We start from the raw sequence: 15,061 nt of genomic DNA, 5'->3' as shown, positions 1-15,061 counted from the left end.
CCGGCTCCCAACCGCGGAGCCGGCGAAACACTGGCCGTGTCAGGCCTTGCTTGCGGCTGGTTCGCTTGCCGGCACCTGCGCCGGGTTGCGGCCGATCAGGCGCACGGCGAACAGGCCCAGGAATACGCAGCCGATCGCGAACACGATGTCGCCCGGTACGCGCAGCCACACCATGGTTTCCATGAAGGTCGAGTGGATCACTTCAGGGGAGCGGGCGAACCACATGCCCTTGGTGATGCTTGCCCATGCCTGGTAGATGCCGGCCGGGACCAGCGACATGAACACCATCATGGCCAGGCCGATGTTCAGCAACCAGAAGGTTGGACGCAGCAGGTTGTCGGACCAGGCCAGGCGGTCGGACAGGCCGCGCAGGCAGAACAGCATCAGGCCGATACCGAGCATGCCGTACACACCGAACAGCGCGGCGTGGCCGTGCGCGGCGGTCATGTTCAGCCCCTGCATGTAGTACAACGCGATCGGGGTGTTGATCGAGAAGCCCAGCAGGCCGGCGCCGACGGTGTTCCAGAAGCCGACTGCGATGAAGCACAGGATCGCCCACTTGTAGTTCTGCACCCATGGCGCAGCCTGCGAACGCTTGTAATTGCGGTATGCCTCGACACCGATCATCGACAGCGGCACGACTTCGAGCGCGGAGAACATGGCGCCGATCGCGATCACCGACGTCGGGGTGCCGGTGAAGTACAGGTGGTGCAGCGTGCCCAGGATACCGCCGAACAGGAACACGATGGTCTCGAGCACGATGGCGCTGTTGGCCGAAGCGGCGCGGATCAGGCCCAGGCGGGTGAACAGCAGTGCGATCACGGCGGTGGCGAACACTTCGAAGAAGCCTTCGACCCACAGGTGGACCAGCCACCAGCGCCAGTATTCGACCATCGAGTAGTGGGTCTTCGGACCCCAGGTCAGCGAGGTGGCGTAGAAGCCGCCGATGCAGACTGCAGCCAGGAACACCATGGCGATCAGGCCGCGGCTTTCCGATGGCTTCTTCAGCGCTGGCCACAGGCCGCGGCCCAGCAGCGTTGCCCAGAACAGCAGGCCGACAAACAGCAGGATCTGCCAGACGCGGCCCATACTGGTGAACTCCAGGCCCTGGTTACCGAGCCAGAATGCGAAGGTGGTGCCTTTGTGGCCGAGGGTGCCGAGCCAGCCCATGGCGGTCGAGCCGACCACGATGAACAGCAGCGCGTAGAACAGCAGGTTCACGCCCAGCGCCTGGTACTTCGGCTCATGGCCGGAGATGGCAGGGGCGATGTACAGGCCGGTGGCCAGCCATGCGGTGGCGATCCACAGCACCGCGAACTGGGTGTGGATAGTGCGGCTGACGGTGAACGGCAGGATGTCGGCAAGCGGGATGCCGAAGAAGCTGGAACCCTCCACCGAATAGTGCGCGGTGATGACGCCCATCAGGACCTGGGCCAGGATCAGGCCGACCACGACGATGAAGTACTTCTTGGTGGCCTTCATCGAAGGCGTTGCCTTGAGGCTGAACAGCGGATCGTTCTTAGGTGGCGCAGGATCGTCTTCTTCCTTGTGCATCGAGTGGAAGAAGATCATGCCGGCGATGGCGCCGATCATGAGGATGATACTGGCGACCGACCAGATGCCGGCGCCGGCGGTCGGGGTGTTGTCTACCAGCGGCTCGTGCGGCCAGTTGCTGGTGTAGGACAGCGCGGTTTCGCCCGGACGGTCGGCGGCGGACGCCCACGAGGACCAGAAGAAGAATGCGGACAGCGCATCGCGGTCGGTTTCCAGCGGCAGCGAGCCGGAGGTCATCGCATATTGTTCGCGCAGCGCGTCGAGCGAGGCTTCATTGCCGAACAGTCCCTTGTAGTGCAGCGCCACTTGCTGGACTGCCTGCGCGCGCTCGGCGGACAGGGTGACGGTGTTGGTCGCCTTGTCATAGGTATTGCGGCGCAGTTCTTCCTTGACCAGGATGTCGATCTGGCCGCGGCGCGAGACCGACAGGTCGGCGTAAGGCGAACCGAAGTCGCGCTGGGCGTAGATGTCTTGCAGCGCCAGCGCTTCGCGGTGCAGCCAGTCGGCCGACCAGTCCGGTGCGAGGTAGCTGCCGTGGCCCCAGACGGTGCCCAGCTGCTGGCCGCCGGCCGAGAGCCAGGCCTGCTGGCCGTGCTGCACCTGGTCGGCGGTATACAGGACGTCGCCCTTCTGGTTGACGACCTGCGGAATTGGCGGCGCTTTCAGGTAGATCTCCGTGCCGACCCAACCGAGGGCGGCGAACGAGAGCACGCAGATAATGGCCAGCCAAGTCCAGAGTTTGCGCGTGGATTTCATGGCAATGTTCCTTCTTGGTGTGTGAAATTTGGGAGTGCTGCTGAGCACTTAAGATGCATTCTATGCGCATGTTTAAATACATGCAAATGAAATGTATGTTTGATTGACCTGGCGTTGCTTTTTTTCGCCGCCGCGCGGAAAGCGGTAAAATAAATGCCTGTATACGCAACCTCGCGCGCCGTTCCATGAAACTCACTTCCTATACCGACTACGCGTTGCGCACGCTGATGTACCTGGCCCACAACCGCGACCGGCTGGTGACCATCGGCGACATCGCCGACGAGCACGGAATCGCCAAGAACCACCTGACCAAGGTGGTGCATCAACTCGGCACGCTCGGCTACATCGAAACGGTGCGCGGCCGGAACGGCGGCCTGCGCCTCGGCTGCGAGCCTGGCCGGATCAATATCGGCGACGTCGTGCGCCATACGGAGAACGACTTCTTCATGGCCGCCTGTTTCGACCCGAACGGCCAGGGATGCTCGTACTCGCAGGCCTGCTCCCTCAAGGGCTTGCTGGGAAAAGCCACCCACGCCTTCCTGGAGGTGCTTGACCAGGTGACGCTGGAACAGATGACGGCTCCGCCGCCGGTGGCGGCCAAGCGCGCCGCCATCGCGCCGATCCATTTCCGCCGTCCCGACCCGACCCAGGGGAAGTCCGGCGCCACGGTGGCGCAGAAGCCGGCCAAGACCGCCGCAGCCAAGCCCCCTGCCCCCAAGGCCCCCGCCGCCAGGACGACCGTGAAAGCGGTGTCGCGCAAGACCGCCGCCAGGTAATCCCCTCCCCCCAGGCGCGCGGATGGCATGCCGTCCGCGCGCTGTGAATGACCTAAATCAAACAGTCCGCAGATCGCGCCCGCGCGCACGAAATGTTGCGCATTGGCGCACCAGGTGTTGCCTGCGCCAGCCCAACCGGTATAAGATGCATTTGAAATACATCTTAAACAGGAACCAGCCATGCCGCTCATCTCCATCGAAGAAAAAGAGTCCCCCTCGCCCCGCGCGCAGCACGCGCTCTGGGCGCTGGGCTTCCGTCCCTTCTACCTTCTCGCCGCCGCATTCGCCGCCGTCAGCGTGCCGGCCTGGCTGGCCAGCTACCTGGGCGTGGCGGGCCTGCCGATCGACCTCGCCTGGCACATCCACGAAATGATGTTCGGCTTTGCCACGGCGGTGGTGATCGGCTTCCTGTATACCGCGGGGCGCAACTGGACCGGGCTGTGGACCCCGCGCGGAGGCGCACTGGCCGCGATCGCGGCGCTGTGGCTTGCCGGCCGCGTCGCGATGTTCATCGGCAGCCCCGCCGTGGGCGCGGCGGTCGACATCCTGTTCCTGCCGGTGGCTGCGTGGCCGATGTACCGCGTGCTGCAGCGCTCCGGGAACAAGCGCAACATGATCCTGATCGGGCTGCTGGGACTGCTCGCTGCCGCGAACGCGGTATTCCATGCGTCGCGCCTGGGCTGGATCGCGGTCTCGCCGTTCGCGCCGGTCTATGCCGCGATCGTGATCGTGGTGGTGATCGAGACGGTGATCGGCGGGCGCATCATCCCCAACTTCACCGCCAATGCGGTACCGGGCACCAAAACGGTCACCAATGCGACGGTCGACAAGGCCACGCTGGCGCTTACCGGCGCTGCGGGACTAGCCTGGGCGTTTGGCGTCACCGGCATCGCCGGCGCCGCCATTTCCGCTGGCGCAGCCGTGGTGCAGGCGATCCGGCTGGCGGGATGGAAGCCCATGGTCACGCTCCGCAATCCTCTGCTCTGGATCATGCACGCCTCCTACGCATGGATACCGGTGGGTTTTGCCCTGCTCGCGCTCGCGCAACTGGGCCTCGCGCCCAACTCGGCTGCGGTGCACGTGCTGGGCGTGGGAGCGATCGCGGGCCTGATCGTCGGCATGATCACGCGCACCGCCCTGGGCCACACCGGCCGCATGCTTCGTGCCGGCCGCCCGGAAACCGCGATGTTCGTACTGATCCAGCTCGGCGTGGTGCTGCGGCTGGCCGCGACCCTGGCACCGGCGGTGCGCGAGGGCGCGCTGATCGCCGCAGGAGTCTGCTGGAGCGCTGCGTTCCTTGCATACCTCTACACCTACACGCCTTACCTGATGAGAGCACGCATCGACGGCAAGGAAGGCTGAACGACGGCGGCACCGCGCCGCCGTTCCACACATCTACAGGAGCATTACCATGGCTACCACCGGCGCAAGCGCGCCTTTCGAACTGACCCAGGACCTGATCTCGCGCATGAGCCAGCAGGGTCCGCGCTACACGTCCTATCCGACCGCGGACCGCTTTTCGCCGGGCTTCGGCGACGCCGACTACCACGCTGCGGTCGCGGATGTCCTCGCGGCGCCAGCGCGGCGTCCGCTGTCACTGTACCTGCACATCCCGTTTTGCCAGTCCCTGTGCTACTACTGCGCATGCAACAAGATCATCACGGCCGACCGCTCCAAGGCGGTGGTGTACCTGGGCTACCTCAAGCGCGAGATCGACATGCAGGCAGCGCTGTTCGGCGGACACCGGCGCGTCGAACAGCTGCACTTCGGCGGCGGCACGCCGACCTACCTCTCGGACGAGCAGATGGGCGAGCTGATGGACTACCTGCGCACGCGCTTCGATTTCGCCAGCGACGGCGAGGGCGAGTATTCGATCGAGATCGATCCGCGAACGGTCGACGCGCAGCGCATCTTCTCCCTGCGGCGCCAGGGCTTCAACCGCCTGAGCCTCGGAGTGCAGGATTTCGACCCCGAGGTGCAGAAAGCGGTCAACCGGATCCAGCCCGAGGCGCTCACGCTCAACGCGATCGCCGCGGCGCGCGAAGCCGGTTTTCGCTCCATCAGCATCGACCTGATCTACGGCTTGCCCAAGCAAAGCGCCACCACCATGGAGCAGACGCTGGCCAAGGTCATCTCTGCGAGCCCCGACCGCATCTCGATCTACAACTACGCCCACATGCCCGAGCTGTTCAAGTCCCAGCGCCTGATCGCGGACGAAGACATGCCCGCGCCGCAGGCCAAGCTCGACATGCTCTCGCTGTGCATCGAACGCCTGACCGGCGCCGGCTACGTGTACATCGGCATGGACCATTTTGCCAAGCCGGACGACGAGCTGGCGATCGCGCAGAAGAACGGGCAGCTGCACCGCAACTTCCAGGGTTATTCGACCCACGTGGACACGGACATGATCTCGTGCGGCGTCTCGGCCATCAGCGCGGTGGGGAACTCCTACGCGCAGAACGAGAAGTCGCTGGAGCGCTACTACGCGGCGCTGGACCGGGGCAGTTTGCCGGTGGCACGCGGATTACGCATGACCGACGACGACAGCGTGCGCCGCAGTGTGATCCAGCAGCTCATGTGCGATTTTGCGGTGGACACCGGCGCGTTCGAACACGCCTACGGCACGGGGTTCCGCACGTACTTTGCGGCGGAGTGGGAGAAGCTGGAAGACTTCCAGCGTGACGGGATGCTGCTACTGGACGGGGATACCATCACGGTGACGCCGAAGGGCCGCCTTCTGGTGCGCAACATTGCGATGGCGTTCGACCGCTACTTCGGCACGCCGAACCATGTGCCGCTCCAGCGGATGCGCTATTCGCGCACGATCTGACGACAACGGCGCCCACAGGGCGCCGCATGCCTGCAGCGCCCCGGCCGGGTAACCGGCGCGGGGCGCCTTGCCATCAGTGGCCGCCGCAGCCGCCGCAGCACGAGCCTGCGCCGTGCGGCTTCGGCTCGCGCACCTCGTAGCCGCTGCGCCGCACTGCGGTCGCAAGCTCCATCGTCGAGGTACGGCCGGCATCGAAGGTGACGGCGATCCGGTCCGCGCCGGCTTGCACGCCGATTTCGTTCACGCCGGCGACAGCGCGCAGCGCATCGGCAACCTTGATCGCGCCGGCGGTATCGAGAGCGACGGCAAGCTGGAAACTGTGATGCATCATGAGAGTACTCCTGTGTTGGGTGTGAATCGATTGTAGGCAAGGGCCGCGCACGCTTCCTTAACCCTGTTTAAGCAAACGGCCCCGCGCGGCGCCATCCGCGATTCCTTAACCTGTTCCAAGCGTTTCGCGCCCCGTCCTTGCCGCACGCGGGCAGTTGGCGAACAATGGATGCGCCATCAATGAGGCATATTTACCGGAGATTGAAATGACATCGTATCGCCTGCTTATCGTCGCGCTGGCCGCCTTTGCCGCCGCTCCAGCTTTCGCCAACCCGGACCTGGCCAAGACCAAGAACTGCATGGGCTGCCACGCCATCGACAAGAAGTTGGTCGGCCCTGGCTTCAAGGAGATCGCCGCCAAGTACGCCGGCCAGAAAGGCATGGATGCCAAGCTGGCCGCCAAGATCATCCACGGCGGCAGTGGCGCCTGGGGCACCATGCCGATGCCGCCGAACGCCGTCAGCGAACAGGAAGCCGCAACGCTCGCCAAATGGGTCCTTGCGCAGAAATAAGCAGCACCGCGCCCTCGCCGGAGGGCGCCTTCCCTTCCCTTCAGCCGCAACCGCCCTGGTAGTGGCATTCCGAACAACGAGTGCATCCATCAACCTTGCGTAGCGCCTGCGCGCCGCATTCCGGGCACTTGCCGCCCGCCTTCGACGGTGCAGGACCCGCGGCGGTGGCAAGATGCGGCTGCCCGTCCGAACCCGACAGTGCGCGCTGGGCCAGCTGGCGCGCCAGCACCGGCACCGGCACCTGGTTGCCGTAGGCGTCGAGGAAGCCGCGCCGGATCAGGATCCGCTGCAGCATGAAAGCTACCGCCGCCACTTCAGAATCGTGGTATACCGGCACCTGGGTGCCGTCCTCCCGTGTCAGGTAGCCGCAGCGCACCGGGCCTTTTTCCCACACCACCTCGCGCATGTCGGCCAGGGCCTTGGCGATCGGGCTGCCGGCACGCGCCGCCATGGACAGCAGCCGCATGGACGACGTGATCCACTGCTGCCCGTCCGACTTCTGGTTGGCCGGCATGAAGAATTCGAACGGCCGCTCGATCGTCACAGGCTGGCCTTCCCACGTGCCTTCGGCATGGATGAAGCTGACGGTCAGGTACATCGCCTTGCGGCCTTCGTGCGTCGAGTACTCGACCTTCGAAGTGACCGACTCGAGCTCGCCGATCGGCCTGCGTTCGAAGCGCTTGCGCAGCGGATCGTCGTCGCGTGGCGGGGTCGGCGCCGGCGCGCTGCCAACACTGAGCACGCTGCCCGTCACGCTGTTCGGGCGGTATGTGGCCAGCCCTTTCAGGCCGGCGCGCCACGCCTCCGTGTACAGGTCGCGGAAATCGGCATATGGATAGTCGGCTGCGACGTTGACGGTCTTCGAGATCGCCGTATCGATATAGGGCTGGACCGCTTCCATCATGCGCAGGTGGTCCAGTGCGTGCATCTCGAGCGCGGTCACGAACTGGGCCGGCAGGCGCGCGTCGTCGCTCACGTCGTGGCCCATGTGGCGGTACAGGCGCCACGCATGATCGGCGACCTCGTAGGTGCGCGTGCCGCCGTCGGGCATGCGCTTCTTGCGCTGGTAGACCCACGAGAACGCTGGCTCGATGCCGTTCGAGGCGTTGTCCGCGAAGGCGAGCGTGATGGTGCCGGTCGGGGCGATCGAGAGCAGGTGCGAATTGCGGATGCCATGCAGCGCGATCGCCTCGCGCAGGTGTTCGGGCAGGCGCCGCACGAACTGGCTTTCCAGGTAACGCTCGCGGTCGAACAGCGGGAACGCGCCCTTCTCTTCCGCCAGCTGCACCGATGCGCCGTACGCGGCGTCGCGCAGTTCGCTGGCGATGCGCGCGGCCATCGCGCGGCCATCCTCGCTGTCGTAGCGGATCCCCAGCATCACCAGCGCGCTGCCAAGGCCCAGGAAACCCAGGCCCACGCGGCGCTTGGCCTGCGCTTCCTGCCCCTGCTGGGGCAGCGGCCACTCGCTGGCGTCGAGCACCAGGTCGAGCATGCGCACGCCGATAGCCGCCACCTCGCGCATGCGCGCGAAATCGAAGCCGGGGTGTTCGCCGAAGGGCCGCTCGACAAAGCGCGTCAGGTTGAGCGAACCCAGGTCGCAGCAGCCGTAGGCCGGCAGAGGCTGCTCGCCGCAGGGGTTGGTCGCGCGCAGCTCTTCGCAGTAGTACAGGTTGTTCTCGGCGTTCATGCGATCGATGAACAGCACGCCCGGCTCGGCATGGTCATAGGTCGAGAGCATGACCTTGTCCCACAGTGCCCGCGCCTGCACCACGCGGTAGACCCACAAGCTATCCTCCAGCTGGTATGCGCCCGCGGCCATGTCTTCGTCGCCCGGCTCGGCGCGGTGAACGAGTTCGAACGGCTCGTCGGCCACCACTGCCGTCATGAAGGCGTCGGTGACGCCGACCGACAGGTTGAAGTTGGCAAACGCGCCGGCATCCTTGGCGGCGATGAAGCGCTCGATGTCCGGGTGATCGATGCGCAGCACTCCCATCTGGGCGCCACGGCGCGCCCCGGCCGATTCGACCGTCTTGCACGATGCGTCGAACACTTCCATGTACGACACCGGCCCCGAGGCGCGCGAACGGGTGCCCTTGACCTTGCTCCCGGAGGGACGGATCGCGGAGAAATCGTAGCCGACGCCGCCGCCACGGCGCATGGTTTCGGCAGCTTCCGCCACCGCCGTGTAGATGCCGGGCAGGCCGTTATCGTGGCCCGTGACTGAATCGCCGACCGGCTGCACGAAGCAGTTCATCAGCGTGGCCTTCATGCCCAGCCCCGCCGCGGAGTTGATGCGGCCGGCCGGGACGAAGCCGTTCTCCTGGGCCCACAGGAATTGCCGCTCGCGCTCCTCGCGCACCTCCTGCGGCTCCAGTGCGGCAAGCGCGCGCGCCACTCGCCGGCGCACGTCGGTCACGCTCTGCTCTTCGCCCTTGGCGTATTTTTCGCGCAGGACGTCGATCGCAATTTCCTGTGGATCGAGCTGCGTCTGGAACATCTTGTCGTTTGCGTTCATGGGTGTGATGTCTGGTGGGAAGGATCGTTGGCCGTCAGACTATCCATGAATGCAGGCAACACCGCCTTAAGCTAATTTAAGAAGCGACAACATGCGGCCGGCGGCGCGCCTCGCGCACCTTTGGTCCAGCGCAATGAGCCGGTCCGTCCAGCCCCTACCATGCATCACCAGCCCAGCGACCAGGAATGCGATGAGCCTCGCCGTAGTGAATAGCCGCGCCCTGTGCGGCATGGAAGCGCCCAGCGTGAGCGTAGAGGTGCACCTTGCGAACGGCCTCCCGGCCTTCACCATCGTGGGCCTGCCCGACGCCGAAGTGCGCGAGTCGAAGGAGCGGGTGCGCTCGGCGCTGCAGAACGCCGGCTTCGACACGCCGCCCCGGCGCATCACCGTCAACCTCGCGCCGGCCGACCTGCCCAAGGACTCGTCGCGCTTCGACCTGCCGATCGCGGTCGGCATCCTCGCCGCTTCCGGGCAACTGCGCCGCGCCAAGCTTGCCGAATACGAGTTCGCGGGCGAGCTGTCGCTGTCGGGAGAACTGCGCCCGATCCGCGGCGCGCTGGCGATGGCGCTGGCCATGCAGCGCGGCGGCCATCAGCGCGGCTTCATCGTCCCGAGCGCCAACGCCGACGAAGCGGCGCTGGCGGCGGGCGCCGCCATCTACCCCGCGGCCAACCTGCTCGACGTCTGCGCCCATTTCGCGCGCAATGGGGCCGCGCTGATGCGCCACCAGGCCGCCGCCCCGCAGGCACCGCCCGGCTACCCCGACTTCCTGGACGTGAAGGGTCAGCAAGCGGTCAAGCGCGGACTCGCCGTCGCCGCGGCCGGCGGTCATTCGGTCTTGATGATCGGACCGCCCGGCTGCGGCAAGACCATGCTCGCGTCGCGCTTCCCTGCCCTGCTGCCGCCCATGACGGACGAAGAGGCGCTCGAAGCCGCCGCCATCCACTCGCTGAACGGGAGCTTCAGTGCGCGGCAGTGGAAGTGCCGGCCGTATCGCAGTCCGCATCACACGACATCGGGTCCGGCCCTGATCGGGGGCGGCACCGTGCCCCGCCCGGGCGAGGTATCGCTCGCGCATTGCGGCGTGCTGTTCCTCGACGAGCTGCCCGAGTTCGACCGGCGCGTCCTGGAGGTGCTGCGCCAGCCGCTCGAATCGGGTTGCGTGACCATCTCGCGCGCCCTGCAGCATGCCGATTTCCCCGCGCGCTTCCAACTCATCGCCGCGATGAATCCCTGTCCCTGCGGCTACAAGGGGCATGCATCGGGACGCTGCAAGTGTTCGCCGGACCGCATCGCGCGCTATCAGGAGCGCATCTCCGGACCGCTGCTCGACCGCATCGACATCCAGATCGAAGTGCTCGCGCTGGGCCCGGAATTCATGGCGTCGGAGCCGGACGGCGAGTCCAGCGCGGCAATCGCGGAGCGCGTCGCCGCCGCATACGGGCGCCAACTGGCGCGCCAGGGTAAGCCGAACCAGCAACTCGGCACGCGCGAGATCGAAAAGCTGTGCAAGCCGGACCAGGAAGGGGAAGAAGCGCTGCGCCGCGCGATGATCAAGTTCCAGTGGTCGGCGCGGTCCTACCACCGTGTGCTGCGCGTCGCGCGCACGGTGGCGGACCTGGCAGGCTCGCCCGGCGTGTGCTCGACCCATGTGTCGGAAGCCGTGGGCTACCGCCGGGCGCTCGCCATGCGCCCGGCCGACGCGCAGCTGCTGACTGCGGACGATGGCTAGTCCGCGATGCACCTGCTACCATGCCGGAATGCGAACCTTGCCCATCCTCGTCCTCTCCGCGGTGCTGCTGGCAGCGTGCAGTCCCGAATACAACTGGCGCCAGTACGACAGTCCTGATGCGCCGTACGGCGTGTTGTTCCCCGACAAGCCCGCCTCGTATACGCGGACCGTCAACCTGGCCGGGAACAGTGTCGCGATGACGATGACTGCCGCCGAGGTGAACAAGACCGTGTTTGCAGTGGGTACCGGCGAAGCGCCGGACGCGGCGGCGGCGCAGGCGGCCCTCTCGTCCATGAAGGCGGCGCTGGTGCGCAATATCGGCGCCGAGGTCAGCGACGAGAAAAAGCAGGCCGGCAGCGCACTCGACATCGAAGCGCGCGGCTTGCGCAACGGCCAGCCGATGCGCCTGGTCGGGCATTTCGAGGCGCGCGGAACCAGGTTCTACCAGGTCATCGTGCTGGGTCCGGATGGCAGCGTGCCGGATGAGCAGGTCGACCAGTTCATGACCTCGTTCAAGTTGCGCTAAGCTGCATTTCAGGCGCACGCGTGCATGACCGGAACGCGAAGTCATGTTATCGTTTAGGCATCAACATTCATTCCCCGAAAGCCGCCATGTTAATCACCTTTCACTCCAAAGCTGCCGCCGATGTGACCATGTACAAGGAGCACGCCAAGCGCATCCTCGACATGTTCGGCAAGGATGTCGATCGCGGCGTGATCACTGCCGAGGAAGCGCCCCGCGCTGTCGACGTGCTGGAGCGTGAGATCGAAGAAAGCCGGCTGCATCCCATGACCGAAGAGGTCAAGCGCGACATCGACGCCCACTACAGTGAGGAAGGCGACGACAAGGAGCACGAAGAAGTGCAGACCGTTACCTTCTCGGCGCGCGCCTATCCGCTGCTGGAAATGCTGCGCGGCGCACGCGATCAGCAGCAGGACGTGGTCTGGGGCGTTTAAGGGAGGGCGCGGCCTGCAGCCAGCCCGCTCACGAAGCGGCGGGCGCCGCCGCGGGCACGCTCAGCTTCGCGATCAGCGGGGCGCGGTTCGCCAGCACGTAATCGACGAACACCGTTTTTTTCACAGCCATCCTCAGTGGCCACGGCAAGGCATCGTGGCAGAATTCCGCAATCTTCCGCACCAGCGCATCGTTCTGCAACGCGGCGGCCGTCAGGCTGCCCGAACCTCCCGCCATGCGCGCAATGTCGCCGCCGTGCTTGGCAAGCACGGCATCGAGCGGCGCCGCCAGTTTTTCCTTAAGTTCGGCCTGAAGAGTCGATGACATGGGGTCTCCTGTGTACAAAGAGGCCATGTTGCCGCACGATTGGGCGCCCGGTCATGATGCGCAGCAAATCTCGCACGCGACGGCAACCGCGCGCCGCCCTGACTGCCGCGGAAGCAGAATTCGTTCACGCGTCCTGCGCACACACCACCTACAACAGCGGGGAGATCCGATCATGAGCCTGACCCTCACTTCGCCGGACTTCGAGCCTGGCGGTAGCATACCCAGCGTCCACACATGCGAGGGCGCGGACACCTCGCCCGCACTGTCCTGGTCAGGCGTTCCGCCGGGGACGAAAAGCCTGGCGCTGATCGTGGACGATCCGGATGCGCCGGATCCGGCGGCGCCGCAGCGCACCTGGGTCCATTGGGTCCTCTATAACATCCCGCCGGAGGCAACTGGCCTGCCTGCCGCGGTCCCGCCGCAGGACCTGCCCGCGGGGACGCGCATCGGCCAAAACGACTGGAAGGACGCGCGCTACGGCGGCCCCTGCCCGCCGATCGGCCGGCACCGCTACTTCTTCAAGCTGTACGCGCTGAGCGATGAGCTGTCGGAACTGGGCCACGTCACCAAGAACCACCTCGAAAAGGCGATGGACGGGCTGATCATCGAACAGGTCGAGCTGGTCGGTACTTACCAGAAGCGCTAGGGACCCGCCCTTATTGTCGGGCGGCAGCGGGCTTGCAGCCCTTGGCAGCTGGCGCACAGGCGCCGATGTTCTCGTCGATGAACTCGAGCATCTCGGTAAGGTATTGCTGGGAGCTGGCCACGTACGCCAGGCCGTGGCCTTCGTTCATGAACTCGATCCAGCGCACGCGGTGGCCGAAGTGTTCCAGCGCCGCCTTCATCTTCTTGCTGTGCGAGACCGGCACGCGGATATCGTCGCGGCCGTGGGCCAGCATGACCTTCGCCTTGATCCGGCCTGCATGCCTGAGCGGCGACACCGCATCCATCGCGGGCGCGTTGTTCCCGAGATCGCCGAACTGCTTGATCAGCAGCTCCCGCCCCACCTTGTCGGTGGAGACATCCGACCAGTCCGAGAACATGTCGCGAATGTCCGTCACGCCGGCGAAGCTGACCACGCAGCGGTACAGGTCCGGCGTCTTCACCGCGCCCCACAGCGCGGCATAGCCGCCATAACTGCCGCCCACGATGCACACGCGGTTCTTGTCCGCGATGCCAAGCCGCACCAGCTCCTCGACCCCGGCAGTGATATCGTCCTGCATCGCCAGCCCCCATTGGCCGTATCCGGCCTGCTCGAACTTGCGCCCGAAGCCGGTCGATCCGCGGAACTGCGGCTGCAGCACCAGGTAGCCTCGGCTGGCGAGCATCTGTACTTCCTTGTCCCACGACCAGGTGTCGCGCACGTGCGGGCCGCCATGAATCATCACGACCAGCGGGGCGTTGGGTGCCGCATTTGCCGGCCGCGTCAGGTAGGCGGGAATCGTGAGGCCGTCCCTGGCCTTGTAGGTGATCACCTCCATGGGCCGCATGCGGTCCGGATTGATGCTGAGGCGGGACTGCAGCACCGCCACCAGCTTTTTCTCGGCCACATCCAGCAGATACCAGCTGCCCGGATCGACGTCGCCGAACGAATAGATCAGGACCATCGAGGATGGATTTCCGGAAATGTAGTTGACGCGCTTGGGCAGCAGCTTGTCCACCGTCTGCTGCATGGCTGCCCACGCCGGATCGAACCAGACCTGCTGCGGCACCATCCCGCCGGTTTCCACATAGTCGAAGGCGGACTTGTCCAGGCCGCCGACGTCGACAATATCCTGGGTCGGGTGGCCGGCCAGCACCTCGCCGTGCCGGCGCGTGTTCACGTCGTACTCGAACAGCGCATAGGTATCGCGCCCCTCGCGCGAGCGCACCACCAGCTTGCCGGGCTCGTCGGGAACGTACAGCGGAATCCAGTAGTCTTCCGTGATCCTGGAATCGGCCAGCTTCACCCACGGCTGGTCCGGGGCGGGACGGTACCAATTGCTCACCGTGGAGGCGGAGCTCCAGAACGCCGAATTGCGCACCGTGATCGCGCGCGCCACGCCATGCTTGTCGAAGGCCCAGCGCAGCGGGGTGCCGGCGGGACGGTCGAATTCGGTGCACTTGCCGGTCGTGGCCTCGCACAGTGCCACGTCCTCACGGTCTGCATCCGTGTAGACCAGCAGTTGCGTGGAATCCGGTTTGCCGCGTTGCGCCCGGCCCAGGAACTCGACACCGAGGTTGCGCACGGTCTTGCCGTTCAGGTCGACGATGTCCGCTTCCACTCCGTAGTCGATCGCCAGCAGGTTGTTGCCGGCCCAGATCACGTCGCGTGGCGCCTTGTGATAGCTCCAGTTTCCGCGCTGGTGATATTTACCCTTGACGATGGTCTTGCCGATGCGGGTCTTCGTATCGATCAGCGACAGGGCGTGGTTGGTCCCTGTGAAGACGATGGCTGCAAGATAGCGGCCGTCGGGCGAGAGGCGCGCCGTGCTCAGTCCGTCCGGATGGACCAGGTCCTCGATCGGGACCGGCGTGGAGGCAAAGACCGGTTGCGCGCAAAGCGCGAGGCAGAACAGGGCAATTTTATGGAGCATGATGGACGGGCCTCAAGTAGGGAGGGCATGTCCAAATGCACAATTTCGCCGCTCCATAGCAAAAAAGCCCGCTGACTTTATGAGTCAGCGGGCTTCTTCTTATAACTAGCCTGACGATAACCTACTTTCACACTGGTTGCAGCACTATCATCGGCGCAAAGTCGTTTCACGGTCCTGTTCGGGATGGGAAGGGGTGGG

The 15,061-nt window shown here is 65.6% G+C and carries 13 protein-coding genes; 8 read left to right on the top strand and 5 right to left on the bottom strand.

Annotation, left to right across the window (positions count from 1 at the left end):
* Positions 1–39: 39 nt before the first annotated feature.
* Positions 40–2,310: a nitric-oxide reductase large subunit gene (locus ACFSQR_RS13110; protein WP_377730307.1), complete on the bottom strand. Its 2,271-nt coding sequence runs from the start codon at positions 2,308–2,310 to the stop codon at positions 40–42.
* 185 nt (positions 2,311–2,495) lie between these two features.
* On the opposite strand from ACFSQR_RS13110, the gene ACFSQR_RS13105 reads away from it, so the two are divergent.
* The 3 genes from ACFSQR_RS13105 to hemN all read left to right on the top strand — a co-directional run bounded on the left by ACFSQR_RS13105 (position 2,496) and on the right by hemN (position 5,916).
* Positions 2,496–3,086 (top strand): RrF2 family transcriptional regulator, encoded by a 591-nt coding sequence (locus ACFSQR_RS13105; RefSeq protein WP_377730306.1) that lies wholly within the window; start codon positions 2,496–2,498, stop codon positions 3,084–3,086.
* A 180-nt stretch (positions 3,087–3,266) separates the two neighbouring features.
* Positions 3,267–4,448 (top strand): NnrS family protein, encoded by a 1,182-nt coding sequence (locus ACFSQR_RS13100; RefSeq protein ID WP_377730305.1) that lies wholly within the window; start codon positions 3,267–3,269, stop codon positions 4,446–4,448.
* 49 nt (positions 4,449–4,497) lie between these two features.
* Positions 4,498–5,916, top strand: a complete 1,419-nt coding sequence (hemN, locus tag ACFSQR_RS13095; RefSeq protein ID WP_377730304.1) for an oxygen-independent coproporphyrinogen III oxidase — start codon at positions 4,498–4,500, stop codon at positions 5,914–5,916.
* Between the two features lie 73 nt (positions 5,917–5,989).
* Here the strand turns inward: hemN and ACFSQR_RS13090 are convergent, their stop codons facing one another.
* On the bottom strand, positions 5,990–6,247 hold the full coding sequence (locus ACFSQR_RS13090; protein WP_377730303.1) for a heavy-metal-associated domain-containing protein: 258 nt from the start codon (positions 6,245–6,247) through the stop codon (positions 5,990–5,992).
* 205 nt (positions 6,248–6,452) lie between these two features.
* Between ACFSQR_RS13090 and ACFSQR_RS13085 the strand changes: the two genes are divergently transcribed.
* Entirely contained in the window at positions 6,453–6,758 is a 306-nt protein-coding gene (locus tag ACFSQR_RS13085) for a c-type cytochrome (RefSeq protein ID WP_377730302.1), read from the top strand.
* 40 nt (positions 6,759–6,798) lie between these two features.
* On the opposite strand, the gene ACFSQR_RS13080 is transcribed toward ACFSQR_RS13085, so the two are convergent.
* The gene (locus tag ACFSQR_RS13080; RefSeq protein WP_377730301.1) at positions 6,799–9,273 is read right to left on the bottom strand and encodes an adenosylcobalamin-dependent ribonucleoside-diphosphate reductase; all 2,475 of its coding nucleotides are present in this window, start codon (positions 9,271–9,273) and stop codon (positions 6,799–6,801) included.
* Between the two features lie 190 nt (positions 9,274–9,463).
* On the opposite strand from ACFSQR_RS13080, the gene ACFSQR_RS13075 reads away from it, so the two are divergent.
* The 3 genes from ACFSQR_RS13075 to ACFSQR_RS13065 all read left to right on the top strand — a co-directional run bounded on the left by ACFSQR_RS13075 (position 9,464) and on the right by ACFSQR_RS13065 (position 11,962).
* Complete coding sequence (locus ACFSQR_RS13075) at positions 9,464–11,005, top strand: YifB family Mg chelatase-like AAA ATPase (RefSeq protein WP_377730298.1); 1,542 nt, start codon at positions 9,464–9,466, stop codon at positions 11,003–11,005.
* Between the two features lie 28 nt (positions 11,006–11,033).
* Positions 11,034–11,531: a hypothetical protein gene (locus tag ACFSQR_RS13070; protein ID WP_377730297.1), complete on the top strand. Its 498-nt coding sequence runs from the start codon at positions 11,034–11,036 to the stop codon at positions 11,529–11,531.
* An 86-nt stretch (positions 11,532–11,617) separates the two neighbouring features.
* Positions 11,618–11,962, top strand: a complete 345-nt coding sequence (locus ACFSQR_RS13065; RefSeq protein ID WP_377730296.1) for a DUF1840 domain-containing protein — start codon at positions 11,618–11,620, stop codon at positions 11,960–11,962.
* Positions 11,963–11,990: 28 nt separating this feature from the next.
* On the opposite strand, the gene ACFSQR_RS13060 is transcribed toward ACFSQR_RS13065, so the two are convergent.
* Positions 11,991–12,287 (bottom strand): hypothetical protein, encoded by a 297-nt coding sequence (locus tag ACFSQR_RS13060; protein ID WP_377730295.1) that lies wholly within the window; start codon positions 12,285–12,287, stop codon positions 11,991–11,993.
* Positions 12,288–12,459: 172 nt separating this feature from the next.
* Here ACFSQR_RS13060 and ACFSQR_RS13055 point away from each other — a divergent pair, with 172 nt between their 5' ends.
* Positions 12,460–12,933 (top strand): YbhB/YbcL family Raf kinase inhibitor-like protein, encoded by a 474-nt coding sequence (locus tag ACFSQR_RS13055; RefSeq protein ID WP_377730294.1) that lies wholly within the window; start codon positions 12,460–12,462, stop codon positions 12,931–12,933.
* A 10-nt stretch (positions 12,934–12,943) separates the two neighbouring features.
* Here ACFSQR_RS13055 and ACFSQR_RS13050 read toward each other — a convergent pair whose 3' ends face one another.
* Complete coding sequence (locus ACFSQR_RS13050) at positions 12,944–14,863, bottom strand: alpha/beta hydrolase family protein (protein WP_377730293.1); 1,920 nt, start codon at positions 14,861–14,863, stop codon at positions 12,944–12,946.
* Positions 14,864–15,061 lie beyond the last annotated feature (198 nt).

Source organism: Pseudoduganella sp. GCM10020061 (assembly GCF_042683405.1).
Lineage (GTDB): Bacteria > Pseudomonadota > Gammaproteobacteria > Burkholderiales > Burkholderiaceae_D > Telluria.
This window is presented reverse-complemented; position numbering and strand designations above follow the sequence as displayed.

What these genes read in the sequence shown, in the direction of transcription:
- ACFSQR_RS13110 (WP_377730307.1), bottom strand. Translation starts at nt 2,310, where the DNA reads ATGAAATCCACGCGCAAACTCTGGACTTGGCTGGCCATTATCTGCGTG.
- ACFSQR_RS13105 (WP_377730306.1), top strand. Translation starts at nt 2,496, where the DNA reads ATGAAACTCACTTCCTATACCGACTACGCGTTGCGCACGCTGATGTAC.
- ACFSQR_RS13100 (WP_377730305.1), top strand. Translation starts at nt 3,267, where the DNA reads ATGCCGCTCATCTCCATCGAAGAAAAAGAGTCCCCCTCGCCCCGCGCG.
- hemN (WP_377730304.1), top strand. Translation starts at nt 4,498, where the DNA reads ATGGCTACCACCGGCGCAAGCGCGCCTTTCGAACTGACCCAGGACCTG.
- ACFSQR_RS13090 (WP_377730303.1), bottom strand. Translation starts at nt 6,247, where the DNA reads ATGATGCATCACAGTTTCCAGCTTGCCGTCGCTCTCGATACCGCCGGC.
- ACFSQR_RS13085 (WP_377730302.1), top strand. Translation starts at nt 6,453, where the DNA reads ATGACATCGTATCGCCTGCTTATCGTCGCGCTGGCCGCCTTTGCCGCC.
- ACFSQR_RS13080 (WP_377730301.1), bottom strand. Translation starts at nt 9,273, where the DNA reads ATGAACGCAAACGACAAGATGTTCCAGACGCAGCTCGATCCACAGGAA.
- ACFSQR_RS13075 (WP_377730298.1), top strand. Translation starts at nt 9,464, where the DNA reads ATGAGCCTCGCCGTAGTGAATAGCCGCGCCCTGTGCGGCATGGAAGCG.
- ACFSQR_RS13070 (WP_377730297.1), top strand. Translation starts at nt 11,034, where the DNA reads ATGCGAACCTTGCCCATCCTCGTCCTCTCCGCGGTGCTGCTGGCAGCG.
- ACFSQR_RS13065 (WP_377730296.1), top strand. Translation starts at nt 11,618, where the DNA reads ATGTTAATCACCTTTCACTCCAAAGCTGCCGCCGATGTGACCATGTAC.
- ACFSQR_RS13060 (WP_377730295.1), bottom strand. Translation starts at nt 12,287, where the DNA reads ATGTCATCGACTCTTCAGGCCGAACTTAAGGAAAAACTGGCGGCGCCG.
- ACFSQR_RS13055 (WP_377730294.1), top strand. Translation starts at nt 12,460, where the DNA reads ATGAGCCTGACCCTCACTTCGCCGGACTTCGAGCCTGGCGGTAGCATA.
- ACFSQR_RS13050 (WP_377730293.1), bottom strand. Translation starts at nt 14,863, where the DNA reads ATGCTCCATAAAATTGCCCTGTTCTGCCTCGCGCTTTGCGCGCAACCG.